We start from the raw sequence: 16,903 nt of genomic DNA on the forward strand, positions 1-16,903 counted from the left end.
GCACTGCGCGTGCCGTCAGTGGATGGTGTACTCGCACAGGTGCTTGCCGTCGACACCGCCCGGGTCCTCGACGACCTTTTTCCCGTCGACGGTGATCGAGCAGGGAGCCGCACCGAGCCGGCCGTCGGACAGCTTCACCGGCCCCGGCGCGACGGACACGATGGTCCCGACCTTGAGTTGGGTGCTGGTCAGGGTGAGGCTTTCCGACTTCTTCCACGGCAGCGTGACCTGCTCGAAGTGGTTCGTGTCGAGGTTGTAGTAGATGCTGGACCTGCCCTCGCCGCCGACTTCGAGGGTGACCTCGTACGTCTTGTCCTGGCCCTCGGAGGCCGGCTCGGACGACGACGTGCTCGTTCCCTTGTCGGCGCGCTCCTTCTCGGCGTCGCCGCCTCCGCCGCTGCCGCACGCGGTCATCAGCCCGACTGCCGCGATGAGCGCCGTCATGGTCATGGCTCTGCGCATGTGTGTGTTCCCCCGTGGTGTGGATGTGACCCGGTGCGAGGAACGGGTCGTGCGAAGCATCGTAGGTGTGCGGTCCCTGGCGTCGGAGGGCGGGCTGACAGCCGGCCCGAAGAGCGCTCGGTCGCGGGTGTGGCTGAGCGCCACGGTCGGCCAGTTTGGGCACGGCAGTTGGCCAGCATGAAATAGCACCCGCGCTGGTGTGACCGGGGTCGCATGGGGTGTTCTGGGGATTTGTGCCGGACTGCGGCCAGCCCGGGACCGAGAGGTGAAGTTGTTGCCGTCACCTCAAGGAGTTCGGCCAGTGACGTTTTTTCAGCGAAATGATCTACGCGAAGCGGCATGAACCACTCCATGCGGCAACCGCGCGCTCGGCCCGTTCCGCCACGCCGTGCTGGTGCTGCGCTGGTTCCGCGAACGCGGATGCGTCCACTGCCTGGCCCGCGACGCCGGCGTCTCCCGGGCCACCGGCTACCGCTACCTGCACGAAGGCATCGACGTCCTCGCCGCCCCGGCCCCGGACCTGCACCAGGTCCTGGACCAGTGCCGACGCGCGGGGATGACCCACGTGATCCTCGACGGCACTCTCGTCGAAACGGACCGCCTCGCCGGCGTCCGCGACAACGGCAACGACTGGTGTTTCAGCCAAAAACACAAGGCGTTCGGCGGCAACGTCCAGTTCCTGGCCGCCCCGGACGGCACCCCGCTGTGGATCTCCGACGTCGAACCCGGCTCCACCCCCGACATCACCGCCGCCCGCATCCACGCGTTCCCCGCCCTGGGCAAGGCGGCGGCCGACGGCCTGCCCACCCTGGCCGACAAGGGCTACATCGGCGCCGGCATCGGCAGCCTCGTCCCGGTCCGCCGCCCGAAGGGCCAGTCAGAACAGGCTCTGCACACCGACATGCGCACCACCAACAGCCTGATCAGAGGCGTCCGGGCCCTCGGCGAACGCGCCGCCGCCCGAGAGGGAATCGAAATGTTCACGGGTTTCGACAGCAGCACTGGCGCGGAGAGGTTGCTGCTGGGGTGCGATGGCCGACGCCGTCGGGGTCCAGTGCTCCGCATCGGTGCGCCGGCTTCAGGCAGGTGGAAGTGGCTTTGTGACGGTGACCGTGCCGGTCCACCAGTCCGGTTGATCGGGTCCGTGCCAGAGGACGTCGAGCCGGCGGTGGGCGAGTTCCGCCACCTTCCGAACCAGGGCCGCCTGCGCGATGTCCGGCTCGGACCAGGGCGGAGGACCGGCGAGCGCGCCGTCGGCGATGCCGGCCGGCCCGGTGAAGTGGACGGCGCACCTCCATCCGTCCGGGATCCGGTACGGGACGAGGCTGGTCGGCGTCCCGAGGGTGCGCCAGTACGACCGCCGTTCGCTCGCCCTGTCGGCACGGTACTGCGGACTCACCGCCCATGCGGCGCGTCCGGCGTCACCGGGGACGTACGCGCCCCCCGACCGTCCGGATAAACGGATGGTCGGGGCGAGCGTGACGCGGCAGGATGCTCCGCATGACCTTGCCCACCCCCGAGCTGCACACCGCCCGCCTGCGACTGCGGCCGTTCACCGACGCCGACGCGGCGCCGCTCTACGCGCTGCACAGCAGCGCCCACGTGCTGCGTTACTGGGACTCCCCGCCGTGGACCGAACCGGCCCGCGCCCAGCGCTTCATCGCGACCTGCCGGACGATCGAGGAGGAAGGCACGGGAGCGCGGGTGGCCGTCGACCGCGTCTTGGACGGCGCGTTCATCGGCTGGTGCGGCCTGACCAGCTGGAACCCGGACTTCCGCAGCGCGTCCCTGGGCTACGTCTTCGACGCCGCCGCGTGGGGCCACGGCTACGCCACGGAGACCGCGCACGCCGTCCTGCGGTGGGCGTTCGACACCCTGGACCTGAACCGCGTCCAGGCCGAGACCGACACCCGCAACGTGGCGTCCGCCCGGGTCCTGGAGAAGCTCGGCTTCGTCCGCGAAGGCACCCTCCGCGAGGACTGCGTCGTCAACGGCGACGTCTCCGACTCCTGGGTGTTCGGCCTCCTCCGCCGCGAGTGGCACCCGACGGCCGGCCGCTAGGACCCGAGACCTGCCCGCCTTTCGGTCCGCACCCCCCACCGAGGTCACCGTGGGCCGCTCCGGCGCGCTCAACGTCTTCGCTTGCCCCACCGATCCCGACCATCCGCACCGCTGGAGCCTCCAGTAGCTCGTAAGGTCCGCCTGGAGCGGCAACATTCTCATCGGCGTGCGCGGGTGCTGTCGCTTCTCGTGAACATCGAACACGCCGCGGCCCGGGTGCCTCCCGAAGCACTGAACAACTGCTGCCGCAACCGGTGAACAAAGCCAGCTCATCGCCGTGTCGGTCGCGGCCGGCATGGTGCGGGGCGATCTCACCCTCCTGCAGGCCACCGCCATCACCGACCGCTGGGGCACCGCCCACTACGGACGCCTCTCCGGTCTACTCGCAGCACCAGCGACCGCTGCGGCAGCCCTGGCTCCCTTCACCGGAGCCGCCCTCACCGCACCCCTCGGCGGCTTGGGAACCGGCCATCCGCCGTGCTCGGTCACAGCGGGCGTGGCGCACTATTGCAAGCGAGTGCTTGCAATAGTTAGCGGGGTGGGGCAGGGTGGGGGTATGGCGTCACTCAATGTCGGCAATCTTGGTGAGTACCTCCGTGAGCAGCGGCGCAACGCGCAGTTGTCGCTGCGGCAGCTCGCCGACGCCGCCGGGGTGTCCAATCCGTATCTGAGCCAGATCGAGCGCGGGCTGCGCAAGCCGAGCGCGGAGGTGTTGCAGCAGGTCGCCAAGGCGCTGCGGATCTCCGCCGAGACGCTGTACGTGCGCGCCGGCATCCTCGACGCCGAGCGGGACCGGGAGGAAGTGGAGACGCGGGCCGTCATCCTCGCCGATCCCACGCTGAGCGAGCGTCAGAAGCAGGTACTGCTCCAGATCTACGAGTCCTTCCGCAAGGAGAACGGGTTTGGGGGCGCCGAGGACGGTGAGGCGACCGGGACCGTCGGTGCCGCTGACGCCGGCGGGGTGGCTCAAGGGGCGGAGAGCCCGGAGGTTTCCGGAGGTGCCGACGGGAGCGGCGGCTCCGGCGGTGGTTCCGCGATACGTCGGGGCGGCCGTAAGGCCGGTGGCGGTACGGGCGCCGGGCGCCGGGGTTCCTCCGGCGACACCACCAGCACCACCAGTAACAGCAGCACCAGCAGTGGCATCGATCCGCAGCGGACGGACGGCTGAGCCGGACCAGGGCACCGGCCGCCGCCGCGGATCACACAGACCCTCAGCCGAAACGAATCCGGGAGGACCATCACCATGGCCATCACCGACGACCTGCGCAAGACCTTCAGCAACCCGACCCCGCTCTACTTCGCCGCCGGCACCGCCGACCTCGCCCTGCAGCAGGCCAGGAAGGTTCCGGGCCTGGTCGAGCAGATCCGTGCCGAGGCGCCGTCGCGCATCGAGGCCGTCCGCAACACCGACCCCAAGGCCGTCCAGGAGAAGGCGACCGTCCGGGTCAGGGAGACGCAGGAGACCGTCCAGACCAAGGTCGGCGAGTTCTTCGGCTCGCTCGACACCGACCTGAAGAAGTTCGGCGAGACCGCCCAGGACCTGGCCCTGCGCGGGGTCGGCGTCGCGGCCGAGTACGCGGTCAAGGCCCGTGAGACCTACGAGAAGGTCGCCGAGCACGGTGAGCAGGCCGTGAAGACCTGGCGCGGCGAGGCCGCCGAGGGCATCGAGGACGTCGCCGTCGCCGTCGAGGACGTCGCCGTGGCCGTCGAGCCGAAGCCCGAGGCCGTGACCAGGCCGAAGCTGGAGTCGGTCGAGACCAAGGAGGGCGACCTCGGCGAGGCGGCCAGGCCCGGGGCCAAGAAGGCCTCGACGCGCAAGCCCACGACGGCCAAGAAGCCGACGCCGCCCGCCAAGTAGGACCGAGCGGCAGCGGTGCCGGCGGGTGACAGCGGTACGGGCCGGGCACTCTCGCGGTGTCCGGCCCGTTCTCCTGGGTAGCCGGCCGGTGGTTACGGGTACGGTGACCGCGTAAGGACGAGCCGAGTCGGGTGGTGGACGTTGTGCTGATGCAGGGCTTCGCGGGGTTGATGTGGCTGCTGAACATGGCCCTGGTCGTGTTCAGCGGCTTCGCGTTGATCGACGCGGCCATCCGCCGGGAGGACGCCTACCGCGCGGCGGACAAGAAGACCAAGCCGTTCTGGCTGATCATCCTCGGGCTCGCCTTCGTGGTGAACCTGATCTTCAACGTCCTGTCGTTCCTGCCGATCATCGGGCTGATCGCGACCATCGTGTACATGGTCGACGTCCGTCCCGCCCTGCGCGGCCTCTCCGGCGGCGGGCGCAGCCGGCGGGGCTCCAGCAGCGACGGCCCCTACGGCCCGTACAACGGCGGACGGTAGGGAGAGGGCAGCGGGCCGGCCTCCTCACCGTCACGGCCGCGGTGGTGGCACCCGGTCCAGGAGCAGTACCGCCACGTCGTCCGTCAGCTCCCCGCCGTTGAGGTCGCGGACCTCGTTGACGGCCGCCCGCAGCAGTTCCTCGCCCCGCAGGCCGTTCGTGAGCTGGCGGTGGACCATGCCGACCATGCCGTCCTGGCCGAGCCGTTCCCCGCTGTCGCCGACCCGGCCCTCGATCAGACCGTCCGTGTAGAGCATCAGGCTCCACTCCGTGCCCAGCTCCACCTCCGTACGCGGCCAGCGGGCGCCGGACAGCAGCCCGAGCGCCGGGCCGTTGTTCTCGTACGGCAGCAGTTGCGCCGGTCGGCCCGGCCGGGCGAGGAGCGGGGAGGGGTGGCCGGCCAGGCACAGGCCCGCCTGGCGGCCGTCGGGGGAGATGTCCACCGCGCAGAGGGTCGCGAAGATCTCGTCGTCCGCGCGCTCGTGCTCCAGCACCTGCTGCAGTGTGCCCAGCAGCTCGTCCCCGCACAGGCCCGCCAGGGTCAGCGCGCGCCAGGCGATGCGCAGCTCCACGCCGAGGGCGGCCTCGTCCGGGCCGTGGCCGCAGACGTCGCCGATCATGGCGTGCACCGTGCCGTCCGGGGTGCGGACGACGTCGTAGAAGTCACCGCCGAGCAGAGCGCGCGAACGGCCCGGACGGTAGCGGGCGGCGAAGTGGAGCGGGGAGCCGTCCAGGAGCGGGGTCGGCAGCAGGCCGCGTTCCAGGCGGGCGTTCTCCTGGGCGTGCAGCCTGCCCTCGGCGAGCCGCCGCTCGGCGGTGTCGGAACGCTTGCGTTCCACCGCGTACCGGATCGCCCTGCTCAGCAGCCGGCCGTCCAGCTCGTCACGGAAGAGGTAGTCCTGGGCGCCCACGCGCACCGCCTCCGCGCCGCGCTCGGCGTCGCCCGACGCGGTCAGCGCGAGGACGGCGTGCCGGGGCGCGAGCTCCAGCACGTGCTTGAGCACGGCGAGCTCGTCGTCGTCACCGGAGCCGCCACCGCTGTTGCCACCGCCGTTGCCGTTGCCGCCCGCCCGGCTGCCGGGTGCGGGCAGCGCGAGGTCCAGCAGGATGCAGTGGACGTCGTCGGTCAGCAGCCGCGCGGCCTCGGTGAGGTTGCGGGCGGTGCGCACGCGGATCGGCTTGCCGGTCTGGTCGAGCAGGTCCGGCACGATCGGCAGGCCCGCCGGGTCGTCCTCGATCAGCAGCAGTGTGAGGTTGGTGGGGGCGGTCGAGGTCGCCTCGTTCCTGGTGTCGTTCTCGGCGTGCCCCGTCGTGTGCGGGGCCGTCGCTCCGGCCTCCGAGGTGTCCTCGGCGGAGCCACCGTTGGGTGATGCGGCGTGCGCCTGACCGCTTTCCGCGGCCGGGAGCGTTCTCTGCCGCGGTACGGGTGCGGGCATTCTTCCGGGTTCCTTCCCTCCCCCCGAGGGCGTGGCGGGGGCGCGGGGTCTCGGCCCGTGTACCCCGTGCTCTCCCCTTCGGATGAGCCGGGGGCGCCCCTTCCAGCGGGGACGATAGCGGGTGTCGGCGCCGCAGCGGAATGGTGTGCGGCACGCCGCTCGGCCATCAGCCGGTGTCATATGCCGCGTTATGGGCACCAGTTGGACACGTCGGCGATGCAGCCGGGATGACGAACGTCACGCACACGGGGGTACGGTCACGCCATCGGCGTGGACTGGGTCACAAGGCGCAGCTCACAGGGCGCTCAGTTCGCGCCCGTTTTCCTGCCGTCCTTTCCGTTTTCACTGCTCTTGTCGCCCTCGTCGCTTTCGTTCTTGTTGTCGGCCTCGCCGGTATTCGGGTCCGGGCGGACCACCCCGAGGATCGGCATCGAGCCGGCTCCCGCGATCGTGATCGTCCGTCCCGGGCGCGGGGCGTGGACGATGGCTCCGTCTCCGACGTACATGCCGACATGGCTGGCGTCCTTGAAGTAGATGACGAGGTCACCGGGCCGCATCTCCGCGACGGCGACGCGCGTCAGCCGCTTCCACTGCTCCTGAGAGGTGCGCGGGATGCCCTGCCCGCCCGCTTTCCACGCCTGTGAGGTCAGGCCCGAGCAGTCGTACGTCTTCGGGCCCTCGGCGCCCCACTCGTACGGCTTGCCGATCTGCGCGGTGGCGTACGCGACGGCCTTCCTGCCCTGCTCGGTCGCCTGTGCCCCGACGCCGTCGAGGACGCCGGAGTCCAGCCAGGCGGACTGGGCCTTCTCGGCGGCCCGCCGCTCCAGCTCGGCCAGCCGTTCCTTCTCCTCCTGCTCCAGCTCGGACTCGATCTTCTCGGCCGCCGCGATCTGCTTCTCGATCTTCCTCTGCGCCTTGGCCTTGGCCTTGCGGCCCGATTCCAGCTTCCGCAACTGGGTGCCGGCGTCCTGCGCGTACTGCTCCAAGTCCTCCTGGGCCCGCCTCGTCTCGCTGAGCAGGCCCTTGGTCGCGTGCTGGCCCTGGCGGATCCGGCCCGCGCCGACGAGGAACTCCTGCGGGTCGTCGCTCAGCATCAGGTGGGCCTCGGGCGGGAGTCCGCCACCGCGGTACTGGGAGGCGGCCGCGGCGCCCGCGCGGTCCTTCAGCTCGTCCAGCCTCTTTCTGCCCTCGGCGATCTTCTTGGCCAGCCGGGCGATCTCGGTGGACTGCTGCTCCGCCTTCTCCTCGGCGGCGTTGTACTCCTCGGTGGCCACCGCCGCGGCGCGGTAGAGCCCGTCGAGCTTCTTGCGTACGGCTTCGAGGTCCTTGGACGGCGCGACATCGGCGCTCGCGCTCGGAGCGGGGGCAGGGGGCGGCGGGGGAGTGGGGGCCGCGAACGCCGCGCCCGGTGCCGCCAGCACGGTGATCGCGCAGACCACGGCCACTGCCGTCGTGGTCAGCAAGCGCCTGCCCGTCTTCATGCCCCGCCCCTCAACTGATCGACCGTCAGCAACGTCCTTCGCCAGGGGATGTTGCCATGCCGGCTCCCGAAGTGACAGAGGTGACACTTCCCGGCTTCCCCGCTCCGTCACGGCGCTCGCCCCGTCGATGTGACGAACGGCTCACGGAGATCGTTCCCGGAGTTCACCCCCGTGGAGCCAAGGCCTCCCACCGCACCGTGACTTCGCCCTGCCGCCACCGGGCCGGCCCGTCCGCCACCGGCCAGTCGGCGGTCAGATCCCGCACCGTGCGGATCCAGCGCTGGCGGGCGCCGTACGAGGCGTAGGGCGCGGCGGCGGCCCAGGCGCGGTCGAAGTCGCGCAGGAAGGCGTGCACCGGTTCGCCGGGGACGTTGCGGTGGATGAGGGCCTTCGGCAGGCGTTCCGCCAGGTCCGAGGGGCGTTCCAGGGAGCCGAGCCGGGTCGCGAAGGTGACCGTGCGCGGCCCCTCCGGGCCGAGGGCGACCCAGACGTGCCGCCGCCCGATCTCGTCGCAGGTCCCCTCGACCAGCAGCCCGCCGCGCGAGCCGCTCGCCGGTTCGGCCGGGGCGAGCCGTGCGCACAGCCGTTGCCAGGCGGCGGCGACCTCGGCCTCGTCGTACTGGCGCAGGACGTTCGCCGCGCGGATCAGCGTCGGCCGTCCGGGGAGCGGGATCTCGAAGCCGCCGTGCCGGAAGGCCAGCCCCTCACGCTCGTACGGGCGGGCCGCCGCGACCCGGGCCGGTTCGATCTCGACGCCGACCACCTGCGTGCGGGGGGCCGCGGTGCGCAGGCGGTGCAGCAGTTCGACCGCCGTCCAGGGGGCGGCGCCGTAGCCGAGGTCGACGGCGACGGGGTGGTCGGCGCGGCGCAGTGCGGTGCCGTGTGTGGCCGCGATCCAGCGGTCCATGCGGCGCAGGCGGTTGGGGTTGGTCGTCCCGCGCGTCACCGCGCCCACGACGGGGGGCCTCCGGGAACGGGGGAGGGCGGCGGCGCGGGCGGTCATGCGTACGAGGGTATGCGGGCGGCCGGCCCCGGCCGGAACCGGCCGGGGAGGACCCGTGGGCGACGGCTCCCGCGCTCACGCGCCCGGCACTCGAACGGTTGAGCGATCGCCGGTAATGATTCGGCAAAGACCCGATCCGGAGAGGCCGCCCGGAAATGGGAGCGGGCCCCTTTGGTGTTGGGGAGCTGGAGGGCCCGCACGCCCCCAAAAGCCATGCCCGAACGTCAGGCCCGCAACGAGGAGGAACGCCACGTGAGCCAGTACATCGCCAGGCTCGGGCGGCGCTCCCCCGCCGTACCCCCGCGGCTGCGGCTGCACCGCAGGCCCCGCCGCGTGGCGATGCTCTCCGTGCACACGTCCCCGCTGCACCAGCCGGGAACCGGCGACGCCGGCGGCATGAACGTCTACATCGTGGAACTCGCGCAGTGCCTCGCCGCGATCAACATCGAGGTCGAGATCTTCACGCGCGCGACCACCGCCGCCCTCCCGCCCTCCGTCGAGCTCGCGCCCGGCGTCCTCGTCCGGCACGTCGACGCCGGCCCCTACGAGGGCCTGGCCAAGGAGGAGCTGCCCGCCCAGCTGTGCGCCTTCACGCACGGGGTGATGCAGGCGTGGGCCGGCCACCGGCCCGGGTACTACGACCTGGTCCACTCCCACTACTGGCTCTCCGGCCACGTCGGCTGGCTCGCCGCCCAGCGCTGGGGCGTCCCCCTGGTGCACGCCATGCACACCATGGCCAAGGTCAAGAACGCCAACCTCGCCGCCGGCGACACACCCGAGCCGGCCGCCCGGGTCATCGGCGAGACCCAGATAGTGGCCGCCGCGGACCGGCTGATCGCCAACACCGCCGGAGAGGCCGAGGAACTCGTACAGCACTACGCGGCCGACCCGGACAAGGTCGCCGTCGTCCACCCCGGCGTCAACCTGTCCCGCTTCCGCCAGGCCGACGGACGAGCCGCCGCCCGCGCCCGCCTGGGCCTGCCCCAGGACGCCCTGATCCCGCTCTTCGCGGGCCGCATCCAGCCGCTGAAAGCCCCCGACGTGCTGCTCCGCGCGGTCGCCGCGCTGCTCGCCGAACGCCCCGAACTGCGCTCCCGGCTCTGCGTCCCCGTGGTCGGCGGCCCCAGCGGCAGCGGCCTCGCCAAGCCCGAGGGGCTGCAGAAACTCGCCGCCCGCCTGGGCATCGCCGACGTCGTACGGTTCTGTCCGCCGGTCGGGCAGGAACAGCTCGCGGACTGGTTCCGGGCCGCGTCCGTCCTCGTCATGCCCTCCTACAGCGAGTCCTTCGGCCTGGTCGCCATAGAGGCGCAGGCCGCCGGCACCCCGGTGCTCGCCGCCTCGGTCGGCGGACTGCCGGTGGCCGTACGGGACGGACACACCGGCTTCCTCGTCCAGGGGCACGACCCCGAGGCCTACGCGCGCGTCCTGCTCGAGTTCGCCGACCGGCCCGACCTCGCCGACCGGATGGGCGAGGCCGCCGCCCGGCACGCGCAGTCCTTCGGCTGGGACAGGTCGGCCGCCGCCACGGCCGACGTCTACACGGCCGCGACGCAGGCCCACCGCCGTCACGTACGCTCCCAGCATGGCTGAAGCGGAACAGCAGCAGGCGGCGGCACAGGTCGTCGAGGGCGTCCTCAAGGACGCCGGACTCGACTGGGAGAGCCCCAGGGCCGGCACGTACGCCGTGAAGCTCCCCGGCACCCGCAAACTGTCCACGACGGTCTCCCTCATTGTCGGCCGGCACTCGCTCTCCCTCAACGCCTTCGTCATCCGGCACCCCGACGAGAACGAGGCCGCCGTCCACCGCTGGCTCCTGGAGCGCAACCTCAAGCTGTACGGCGTGGGTTACGCCGTGGACCCGCTCGGCGACATCTACGTCACCGGCCGCTTCCCGCTGCCCGCCGTGACCCCGGACGAGGTCGACCGGCTGCTCGGTCAGGTCCTGGAGGCCGCCGACGGCAGCTTCAACACCCTGCTGGAGCTGGGTTTCGCCACCGCGATCCGCAAGGAGCACGTCTGGCGGGTGTCGCGCGGGGAGTCGACGCGGAACCTGGACGCGTTCACCCGGCTCATCGAGCGCCCCTCGGACGAGTAGGGACCGCGCAGGTCGGTGCAGGTCGGCGTAGGCCAGCGCAGGTCGCCGTAGGGCTACCGGCCTCCCGCGCGGTAACGGCCCGGTGTGACACCGACCAACTTCCGGAAATGCCGGGTGAGATGGGCCTGGTCGTAGAAACCGGTGGCCACCGCGACCTCGCTCGGTGGCCCGCCGTCGAGCAGCAGCCGACGGGCCCGGCCCACCCGGCGGGACGTCAGGTACTGGTGCGGTGCGATGCCGTAGGCGCCGCTGAACGCCCGGACGAGATGCGCGGGATGCGCGGACAGCAGCCCCGCGGCCTCCGCCAGGCCGATCCCCTCCACGACCCGCGCGTCGAGCAACTCCCGCAGTCGGCAAGCGAGGACGGGGTCCCGCCGGGGCGCCCGCGCGGCATCGTCCCGGGACCGCAGATGGGCCCGCAGCCGCTCCCCGACGAGCGTCAGCCTGCTCTCCGCCTCCAGTTCGTCGCCGGGCCCCACGAGCGCCGTGTGCACCTGCCCGACGCGCCGCCGCAGCAGCGGATCACGCAGGTCGGGCCGGTCGACGGCGGCCCCGATCAGATCGTCCCCGAGGTGGGTGCCGTCGAGGTAGAGCACCCGCTTGCGGAAGCCGTCCGGGGTGGCGGCGGCGCCGTTGTGCGGGACGTGCGGCGGCAGCAGGGACACGGTGTCGTGCGGGGTGCCGTGCTCGTGCCGGTCCAGGTCGTACCGCACGGCGCCGTCGTCGACGATCAGCAGCGTCCAGGCGTCGTGGACGTGCATCGGGTAGGCGTACTCGGTGAAACGGGCGTGGAAGACCTCCACGACGCCCGGGACCCGGGGCCGCCAGGCGGAGACGGTCCGCTCGGGACGCCCGGCGTGCTCTGCGGCCATGCAAACAACGTACAAGACGGGGACGTACGCCGATCGGCAGTCTCGAGGCATGAGCACACGCTTCGACACGAAGATCGCCGTCCTGCTGCGCGAGGACCTGGAGACCTGGCAGCGCCTCAACGTCACCGCCTTCCTGGTCAGCGGCCTGGGCACCCAGGTCCCCGAGGTGATCGGGGAACCCTACGAGGACGCGGACCAGGTGTCCTACCTGCCGATGTTCCGCCAGCCGGTGCTGGTCTTCGAGGGCACCAAGGAGACCCTGAAGGCGGCGCACACCCGCGCCCTCTCCCGCGCCCTGCCGCGCGCGCTGTTCACCTCGGACCTCTTCTCCACGGGTCACGACGAGGCCAACCGCGCGGCGGTCCGCGCCGTCGGCACCCCCGACCTGGACCTGGTCGGCCTGGCGGTCCACGGCCCGAGGAACGCGGTGGACAAGACCCTGAAGGGAGCCCGGATGCACCCGTGAGCGGTGCGGACGGATCACACCTTCTTGACGACGACCGTGTCCGGGACCAGCTTCTCCACGTCGTCCACGTCCGATGTGAAGACCGTGACCTGCCCCTTCTGTTGACGCGCGACCACCGCGAGTACCGCGTCGATCGCGTACTTGTGGCCGTGCAGCCGCGCGTCGGCCAGGAGCCGACGGGCCTGTCGCGCCTCGTCCCTGCCGATCTCCACGACCTTGAGCCGCGAGAGCACCCAGTCCCAGCGCTGCTCGGTCGTTCTGCCGTCGTACGCCTCGATCAGCGTCATCGGGGAGGTCACCACCTCCGCTTCGCCCTGGGCCGCGAGGTCGAGGCGGGCGATCATCCCCCGATCGCCCCGTACGGCCAGGGACAGGGCCTCGCAGTCGAGCACGAAGACCCGGAGCGGCCGCCCGCGCCCACTGCTCCCCTTCCTCACGCGGCCTCTCCCGCGTGAGAGCTGTGGACCCTGCGACGCCGCTCGTGCTCGGCGTCGAGGTCCTCCAGTTCCGCGAGCGCGGCCGCGTGCTCCTCGTCCGTGACCGGGCCGTGCTCCTCCTGGAGCCAGTCGGCCAGTTCCCGGAGCCGGTCACGGTCCTGCTTGAGGCGCAGCGCATCGGCGATGTACGCGGACAGTCCGCGCTCGGCGGCTTCCCCGCGGATCTCCTCCAGGAGGTCCTCGGGGATCGTCACGGTCACTTTCTTGGTAGCCATACAGGAGACCATACTCGTGGTGTCGGTGTGCTTACCAGGCTGCGGCGGCCGGACGCGGGTCGCCCTGGAAGACCTGTGTGAGGTGCCAGGCGCGGTGCGGTGCCGCGACGGGGGCGGTTCCCGGCTGCGGGCCGAGAAGGGGCCGTCCGGAGAGTTCGGTGACCTGCGCGCGGGCCGCGCCGCCGTGCCCGACGAAACGCTGCGAGACCAGGATGCGGTGCTGGTCGCCGACGCCGAGGACACCCTTGTCGAAGAGCTTGTGGTGCAGCGCGCACAGGCACAGCCCGTTGTCGACGTCGTCCGGACCGTCGAACGCCCACCAGCGCACATGCGCCGCCTCCAGCCCCACGGGCACGCTCCCGATCCGGCCGTCGTAACCGCAGAAGGCGCACCGGTGCTCGTACGCGGTCAGCACCAGCTCCCGCATCCGGCGGTCCCGCTGCCGCCGGACGGCCGTGAGGCGGGTCGCCTCCGCGGGCTCCAGCTCCAGGCCGACGGCCTCGCACAGTTCGCCGTGCAGCGAGGGCGGGAAGTTGGCGTCGAGCAGCACCCGTGCCATCCGGCCGAGCAGCGACGGCTCCCGCCGCAACGCCACCCGCAACTCCGGCACGAGCCGCCCGGCGGCGTGCGTCGCCCGCAACTCCCGCACCCCGGTACCTGGGCTACCGTCCCCGCGATCGCTCCGCACCTCCCACACCCCGTCACCGACCAGGTGGTGGAACGGATAGGCGGGCGTGGTCGGCCGGGGCGGCCCGTACTCGGCCAGCAGCCGCTTCAGGTCCTCCTCGACCGCGCTGTAGGCCAACTCGCCGTCGGTGTCCTCCTGAAACCGGCCGAGAGCGTACAGCAGGAGCAACGGTTTGTGCGGGGCCCGGACCCCGCCCCTGCTCCACTGCCTCAACTCCGCCGCACGCTCTGCCCAGTCCATGGGCCGTGATCGTAACGGCGGTCCGGCGGGCGGCCGGATCGTATGCCGAGTACGTGCGGTGCCGAGGTGCTCCGGCCGGCCCCGTGGGTGAACGGGACGTCCCCACCCGGTCAGGCTCAGTGGTTTCGGCTGCCGGTCCGTGTGCGGATGCGGCACGTCAGGGTGAAGACGACCAGGGCCGCCGTCGCGCCGAGTCCGGTGGCCAGTGCGTCACCGACGTACCGGCCCCAGTCCGGGCGCAGGAGGTCGACGGCCCCGAACAGGACGACGAACCCGGTGAGGCCCGCCGCGACCGCGGCCGGCCAGACACGGTGGCGCGTCCAGAACCACTGGACGAGGCCCAGGCCCAGGAGGGGCGCGACCGTGAGGCCCGGGTCCTCCAGGGCGGCGAACACGGCATACCCCAGGCCGCTGATCACCCAGCAGGCCAGGGCCACGAGCAGGGCCTCGCCCCAGGAGACGCGCCGGTTCACACCCGCCGCCCCTCGTTCGCCACCCGGCCGGCGCGGCGCTCCCGCCACCGCCGGACCGTCCCGGCCACCAGGGGGAAGAGCACCAGCGGACCGGCGATCCAGCGGATCAGAATCAACGGCCAGGCCGGTTCCTCACCGGCTGTCCGGCCCACCTCTTGCGCGGTAAGACTCACCCCCAGCACCAGGTAGCCGAGGCCCCAGGCGCGGACGAGCCACCTGGGCCCCTGCACGCTCACCGGAGCCTTCCGGGGCCGACGCAGGGACGTCCATCCCAGCCAGGTGCAACCCGCCGCCACAACCAGCATCAACACGCCCAGGGCCGTGTCCGCCGGCTCTGCCATGGGTTCGATCATCTGCTCCACCGCCTCACGCGCTCCCGGGCAGGGCCGTGACCGGCGTGATCGACAGCCCGACCGGAATGATCATCCGTCATGATGACCGCTCGCTCGGGCCCACGTACCTGCCCGGTACGGCAAAGAGACCATGCCGTGGCCTTCCGGCCCCCGACAGCGCCGACCACCCCTCACCTCCGGCGGATCACCGCCTGCTCAAGAGCCGTCCCATATCCCCAGACGCCTGAGCCGACGCTGCCGGAGCCGCTCCAAGACAGCAGTGAGCCCGAAGAGGAGTCCCATCAGCAGTCCGAAGATCACGGCGAACAGAAGAGAATCGGGCTCTCCCTCGGGCGCTGTCAGCCAGAAGAGGAGCGTGAAGGGGACGGCCATGCAGAGACCGGCCCCGACCAGGTGACGGGCCACCCATTGCTGGAGCCGGGTCGGAGGCTGCTGCCCGCCCAGGACCCGGTCCAGAGCCCAGAACGCTTCAGCCATAGACCGCCGCTGCTTCGCCATGGCAGAAGAATAGGACGGCCGATCGCCGTTCCCTTGTTCGCCAACTCATGGCAGGGCAAAGGCTTTTCGGCTTTTCTTACGTGCCGTGAAGCCACCGGTGACTCGCCGGGCCTCCACCGGCGACTCCCCTGCCGTCTTCGGTGAGTGCATCGAAATGTGCACGGGTCTCGAACAGCACCGGTACCGAAGGAATACGGGATGTGGTCGGCACGCCACGGCAGGGGCAGCCGGCCCGCCGGGCTCGGCAGGGAGGACCATAGGGTTCTGTCCCGTGCACCAGCTTGAGATTTCCGACCTGATCACGGCGGTGGATCCACACAGCGGCCACCGGCTCCCGGTCCGGCGCGCCGAGGTGATCCGGCAGCTCCGCGAGAGCGGAGACGAACACGCGGCCCGGATCGTCGCCGGGCTGCCCACGGACCAGGACGGCGTACTCGACCCGTACGCCGTGGACCGCCTGCTCGTCAGCGTGCACACCGAGCTCCAGCGCCTGAACGAGGAACTGCGGACCGGCGAACGGCTGGTCCACCTGCTCGGCCCGCTCTTCACCGCGATTCGGTCGGCCACCGGGCAGCCCGGTCCGTACCGTCTGGTCGACGTCGGTTGCGGCCTGGGCTACCTGGTCCGCTGGCTGGCGACGACCAACGCCCTCGGCTCGGACGTCGAGTTGGTCGGGGTGGACCTCGACGCCACGCTGGTCGGCGAGGCGGACCGCCTCGCCCGGGAGGAGGGGCTCGACTGCCGTTTCGTCCACGGAAACGCCTTCGGCCTGCCGGAGGCCGCGACCGTCTACGTCTCCACCGGCGTGCTGCACCATTTCCGTGGTCCCGCCCTGGACGAGTTCTTCCAGGCCCAGGCCGCCTCAGCGGCGCACGCCTTCTGCCACTTCGACATCGCCGCGACCCGTCTCGCGCCCCTCGGCGCCTGGATCTTCCACCGTGCCCGGATGCGCAACCCGCTCGGCCGCCACGACGGTGTCGTCTCCGCACGGCGCGCGCACAGCGACGAGACACTGTTGCGCGCCGCCGAAGTACCCGGCATCCGCGCCCTGCTGTACGAGCCGCGCGGTGCGGTGAACCCGTTCTGCACCACGTTGCGCCCGGTCATCGGGGTGCGCCCGCACCTGGAGGCGCCGCTTCGCCGAGTCCTCGGGCGGGACGCACGCCGTATGGTCGGCCCGGAGCACCTCGCCGAGGCCACCCGATGACACCCGCCATACCGCTCATACTCCTGCTCCTCGGTCTGGTCGATGCGGCGTGCAGCGGCTTCCGCGCCTACGCCGGCAGCGACGCCCGCATCCGCAAACAACGGGCCACCACCCGAGCAGCCCTGCGTGGACTGGCCGTCGGGGCCTTCCTGTTGCTCGCCCCCACCCTGACCGCCGCCCTCCTGCTGCTGACCACACGCGACCAGGCCCGGACCTACGACACTCTGACGGCCGGTGGCCTCGGCTACCTGCTCCCGCTCACCGTCTACGCCACCGTCGTACTGCTTTCGCTCGCCGCCTACTTCACCCTGCCGTTCCGCGCCAGCACCCTCGCGATGGTCATCGGCCTCGGCCCGCTGACCCTGCTGCGCCCGCTCGCCGTTGCCGCCGCCTGCCTCGGCGCGGTCCTCAACGGCGGCGGCGGTTCCGCCCTGCTGGTCGGCACGATCGCGGGCGCCGCCGTACTGTGCGTCGAACCCGCGGTGCACCGACGCTGGTACCACCACGTGCGGTAGAGA

Annotated in this window: 21 protein-coding genes; 10 read left to right on the plus strand and 11 right to left on the minus strand. The window is 71.8% G+C overall.

From position 1 onward, the window contains the following. Window positions 1-15: 15 nt before the first annotated feature. Entirely contained in the window at window positions 16-462 is a 447-nt protein-coding gene (locus PYS65_RS19560) for a hypothetical protein (protein WP_279335214.1), read from the minus strand. Window positions 463-856: 394 nt separating this feature from the next. Here PYS65_RS19560 and PYS65_RS19565 point away from each other — a divergent pair, with 394 nt between their 5' ends. The 5 genes from PYS65_RS19565 to PYS65_RS19585 all read left to right on the plus strand — a co-directional run bounded on the left by PYS65_RS19565 (window position 857) and on the right by PYS65_RS19585 (window position 4,863). After that, window positions 857-1,921 (plus strand): transposase family protein, encoded by a 1,065-nt coding sequence (locus tag PYS65_RS19565; RefSeq protein ID WP_387035777.1) that lies wholly within the window; start codon window positions 857-859, stop codon window positions 1,919-1,921. Between the two features lie 41 nt (window positions 1,922-1,962). After that, on the plus strand, window positions 1,963-2,523 hold the full coding sequence (locus tag PYS65_RS19570; protein WP_279335215.1) for a GNAT family N-acetyltransferase: 561 nt from the start codon (window positions 1,963-1,965) through the stop codon (window positions 2,521-2,523). Window positions 2,524-3,079: 556 nt separating this feature from the next. Then, on the plus strand, window positions 3,080-3,691 hold the full coding sequence (locus PYS65_RS19575; RefSeq protein ID WP_279335216.1) for a helix-turn-helix domain-containing protein: 612 nt from the start codon (window positions 3,080-3,082) through the stop codon (window positions 3,689-3,691). Window positions 3,692-3,766: 75 nt separating this feature from the next. After that, on the plus strand, window positions 3,767-4,381 hold the full coding sequence (locus PYS65_RS19580) for a hypothetical protein (RefSeq protein ID WP_279335217.1): 615 nt from the start codon (window positions 3,767-3,769) through the stop codon (window positions 4,379-4,381). Between the two features lie 149 nt (window positions 4,382-4,530). Beyond that, window positions 4,531-4,863: a DUF2516 family protein gene (locus tag PYS65_RS19585; protein ID WP_279338006.1), complete on the plus strand. Its 333-nt coding sequence runs from the start codon at window positions 4,531-4,533 to the stop codon at window positions 4,861-4,863. Window positions 4,864-4,893: 30 nt separating this feature from the next. Here the strand turns inward: PYS65_RS19585 and PYS65_RS19590 are convergent, their stop codons facing one another. The 3 genes from PYS65_RS19590 to PYS65_RS19600 form a co-directional block, all read right to left on the minus strand. Then, complete coding sequence (locus PYS65_RS19590; RefSeq protein WP_279335218.1) at window positions 4,894-6,297, minus strand: PP2C family protein-serine/threonine phosphatase; 1,404 nt, start codon at window positions 6,295-6,297, stop codon at window positions 4,894-4,896. 305 nt (window positions 6,298-6,602) lie between these two features. Next, window positions 6,603-7,778: a C40 family peptidase gene (locus tag PYS65_RS19595; protein ID WP_279335219.1), complete on the minus strand. Its 1,176-nt coding sequence runs from the start codon at window positions 7,776-7,778 to the stop codon at window positions 6,603-6,605. Window positions 7,779-7,941: 163 nt separating this feature from the next. Then, complete coding sequence (locus PYS65_RS19600; RefSeq protein WP_384206793.1) at window positions 7,942-8,781, minus strand: class I SAM-dependent methyltransferase; 840 nt, start codon at window positions 8,779-8,781, stop codon at window positions 7,942-7,944. Between the two features lie 252 nt (window positions 8,782-9,033). On the opposite strand from PYS65_RS19600, the gene mshA reads away from it, so the two are divergent. After that, window positions 9,034-10,371: a D-inositol-3-phosphate glycosyltransferase gene (gene mshA / locus PYS65_RS19605; RefSeq protein WP_279338008.1), complete on the plus strand. Its 1,338-nt coding sequence runs from the start codon at window positions 9,034-9,036 to the stop codon at window positions 10,369-10,371. After that, a complete protein-coding gene (locus PYS65_RS19610) occupies window positions 10,364-10,876 on the plus strand; it encodes a type III secretion system chaperone family protein (protein WP_279335220.1) in 513 nt (170 codons plus the stop codon). The genes mshA and PYS65_RS19610 overlap by 8 nt, the downstream gene beginning before the upstream one ends. A gap of 53 nt (window positions 10,877-10,929) precedes the next feature. On the opposite strand, the gene PYS65_RS19615 is transcribed toward PYS65_RS19610, so the two are convergent. After that, window positions 10,930-11,748 carry a helix-turn-helix domain-containing protein gene (locus PYS65_RS19615; protein ID WP_279335221.1) on the minus strand — a complete coding sequence of 273 codons (819 nt, stop codon included), beginning with the start codon at window positions 11,746-11,748 and terminating at the stop codon, window positions 10,930-10,932. On the opposite strand from PYS65_RS19615, the gene PYS65_RS19620 reads away from it, so the two are divergent. Continuing rightward, window positions 11,747-12,214, plus strand: a complete 468-nt coding sequence (locus PYS65_RS19620; protein WP_279335222.1) for a DUF2000 family protein — start codon at window positions 11,747-11,749, stop codon at window positions 12,212-12,214. The two genes, PYS65_RS19615 and PYS65_RS19620, sit on opposite strands and share 2 nt — an antisense overlap. Window positions 12,215-12,228: 14 nt before the next feature. On the opposite strand, the gene PYS65_RS19625 is transcribed toward PYS65_RS19620, so the two are convergent. From PYS65_RS19625 to PYS65_RS19650, 6 genes are all read right to left on the minus strand, one after another. Then, window positions 12,229-12,651, minus strand: coding sequence for a PIN domain-containing protein (locus PYS65_RS19625; RefSeq protein WP_279335223.1), 423 nt, complete (start codon window positions 12,649-12,651; stop codon window positions 12,229-12,231). Continuing rightward, window positions 12,648-12,926, minus strand: a complete 279-nt coding sequence (locus tag PYS65_RS19630) for a ribbon-helix-helix domain-containing protein (RefSeq protein WP_279335224.1) — start codon at window positions 12,924-12,926, stop codon at window positions 12,648-12,650. The genes PYS65_RS19625 and PYS65_RS19630 overlap by 4 nt, the downstream gene beginning before the upstream one ends. Before the next feature lie 31 nt (window positions 12,927-12,957). Beyond that, window positions 12,958-13,854: a phosphorothioated DNA-binding restriction endonuclease gene (locus tag PYS65_RS19635; protein ID WP_279335225.1), complete on the minus strand. Its 897-nt coding sequence runs from the start codon at window positions 13,852-13,854 to the stop codon at window positions 12,958-12,960. Between the two features lie 116 nt (window positions 13,855-13,970). After that, window positions 13,971-14,327, minus strand: coding sequence for a hypothetical protein (locus tag PYS65_RS19640; protein ID WP_279335226.1), 357 nt, complete (start codon window positions 14,325-14,327; stop codon window positions 13,971-13,973). After that, window positions 14,324-14,668 carry a hypothetical protein gene (locus PYS65_RS19645; protein WP_279335227.1) on the minus strand — a complete coding sequence of 115 codons (345 nt, stop codon included), beginning with the start codon at window positions 14,666-14,668 and terminating at the stop codon, window positions 14,324-14,326. The genes PYS65_RS19640 and PYS65_RS19645 overlap by 4 nt, the downstream gene beginning before the upstream one ends. Before the next feature lie 207 nt (window positions 14,669-14,875). Then, on the minus strand, window positions 14,876-15,157 hold the full coding sequence (locus PYS65_RS19650) for a DUF6404 family protein (protein ID WP_279335228.1): 282 nt from the start codon (window positions 15,155-15,157) through the stop codon (window positions 14,876-14,878). Window positions 15,158-15,449: 292 nt separating this feature from the next. Here PYS65_RS19650 and PYS65_RS19655 point away from each other — a divergent pair, with 292 nt between their 5' ends. Next, on the plus strand, window positions 15,450-16,385 hold the full coding sequence (locus PYS65_RS19655) for a class I SAM-dependent methyltransferase (RefSeq protein WP_279335229.1): 936 nt from the start codon (window positions 15,450-15,452) through the stop codon (window positions 16,383-16,385). Beyond that, a complete protein-coding gene (locus PYS65_RS19660; protein ID WP_279335230.1) occupies window positions 16,382-16,900 on the plus strand; it encodes a hypothetical protein in 519 nt (172 codons plus the stop codon). The genes PYS65_RS19655 and PYS65_RS19660 overlap by 4 nt, the downstream gene beginning before the upstream one ends. Window positions 16,901-16,903: the final 3 nt, after the last annotated feature.

The organism is Streptomyces cathayae (genome assembly GCF_029760955.1).
In the GTDB taxonomy this organism is placed as follows: Bacteria; Actinomycetota; Actinomycetes; order Streptomycetales; family Streptomycetaceae; genus Streptomyces; species Streptomyces cathayae.

Excerpts from the sequence above, each read along its gene's own strand:
- PYS65_RS19610 (WP_279335220.1), top strand. The coding sequence starts at position 10,364 with ATGGCTGAAGCGGAACAGCAGCAGGCGGCGGCACAGGTCGTCGAGGGC.
- PYS65_RS19620 (WP_279335222.1), top strand. The coding sequence starts at position 11,747 with ATGCAAACAACGTACAAGACGGGGACGTACGCCGATCGGCAGTCTCGA.
- PYS65_RS19635 (WP_279335225.1), bottom strand. The coding sequence starts at position 13,854 with ATGGACTGGGCAGAGCGTGCGGCGGAGTTGAGGCAGTGGAGCAGGGGC.
- PYS65_RS19660 (WP_279335230.1), top strand. The coding sequence starts at position 16,382 with ATGACACCCGCCATACCGCTCATACTCCTGCTCCTCGGTCTGGTCGAT.
- PYS65_RS19580 (WP_279335217.1), top strand. The coding sequence starts at position 3,767 with ATGGCCATCACCGACGACCTGCGCAAGACCTTCAGCAACCCGACCCCG.
- PYS65_RS19650 (WP_279335228.1), bottom strand. The coding sequence starts at position 15,157 with ATGGCTGAAGCGTTCTGGGCTCTGGACCGGGTCCTGGGCGGGCAGCAG.
- PYS65_RS19560 (WP_279335214.1), bottom strand. The coding sequence starts at position 462 with ATGCGCAGAGCCATGACCATGACGGCGCTCATCGCGGCAGTCGGGCTG.
- PYS65_RS19570 (WP_279335215.1), top strand. The coding sequence starts at position 1,963 with ATGACCTTGCCCACCCCCGAGCTGCACACCGCCCGCCTGCGACTGCGG.
- PYS65_RS19575 (WP_279335216.1), top strand. The coding sequence starts at position 3,080 with ATGGCGTCACTCAATGTCGGCAATCTTGGTGAGTACCTCCGTGAGCAG.
- PYS65_RS19630 (WP_279335224.1), bottom strand. The coding sequence starts at position 12,926 with ATGGCTACCAAGAAAGTGACCGTGACGATCCCCGAGGACCTCCTGGAG.
- PYS65_RS19600 (WP_384206793.1), bottom strand. The coding sequence starts at position 8,781 with ATGACCGCCCGCGCCGCCGCCCTCCCCCGTTCCCGGAGGCCCCCCGTC.
- PYS65_RS19615 (WP_279335221.1), bottom strand. The coding sequence starts at position 11,748 with ATGGCCGCAGAGCACGCCGGGCGTCCCGAGCGGACCGTCTCCGCCTGG.
- PYS65_RS19585 (WP_279338006.1), top strand. The coding sequence starts at position 4,531 with ATGCAGGGCTTCGCGGGGTTGATGTGGCTGCTGAACATGGCCCTGGTC.
- PYS65_RS19590 (WP_279335218.1), bottom strand. The coding sequence starts at position 6,297 with ATGCCCGCACCCGTACCGCGGCAGAGAACGCTCCCGGCCGCGGAAAGC.
- PYS65_RS19595 (WP_279335219.1), bottom strand. The coding sequence starts at position 7,778 with ATGAAGACGGGCAGGCGCTTGCTGACCACGACGGCAGTGGCCGTGGTC.
- PYS65_RS19645 (WP_279335227.1), bottom strand. The coding sequence starts at position 14,668 with ATGGCAGAGCCGGCGGACACGGCCCTGGGCGTGTTGATGCTGGTTGTG.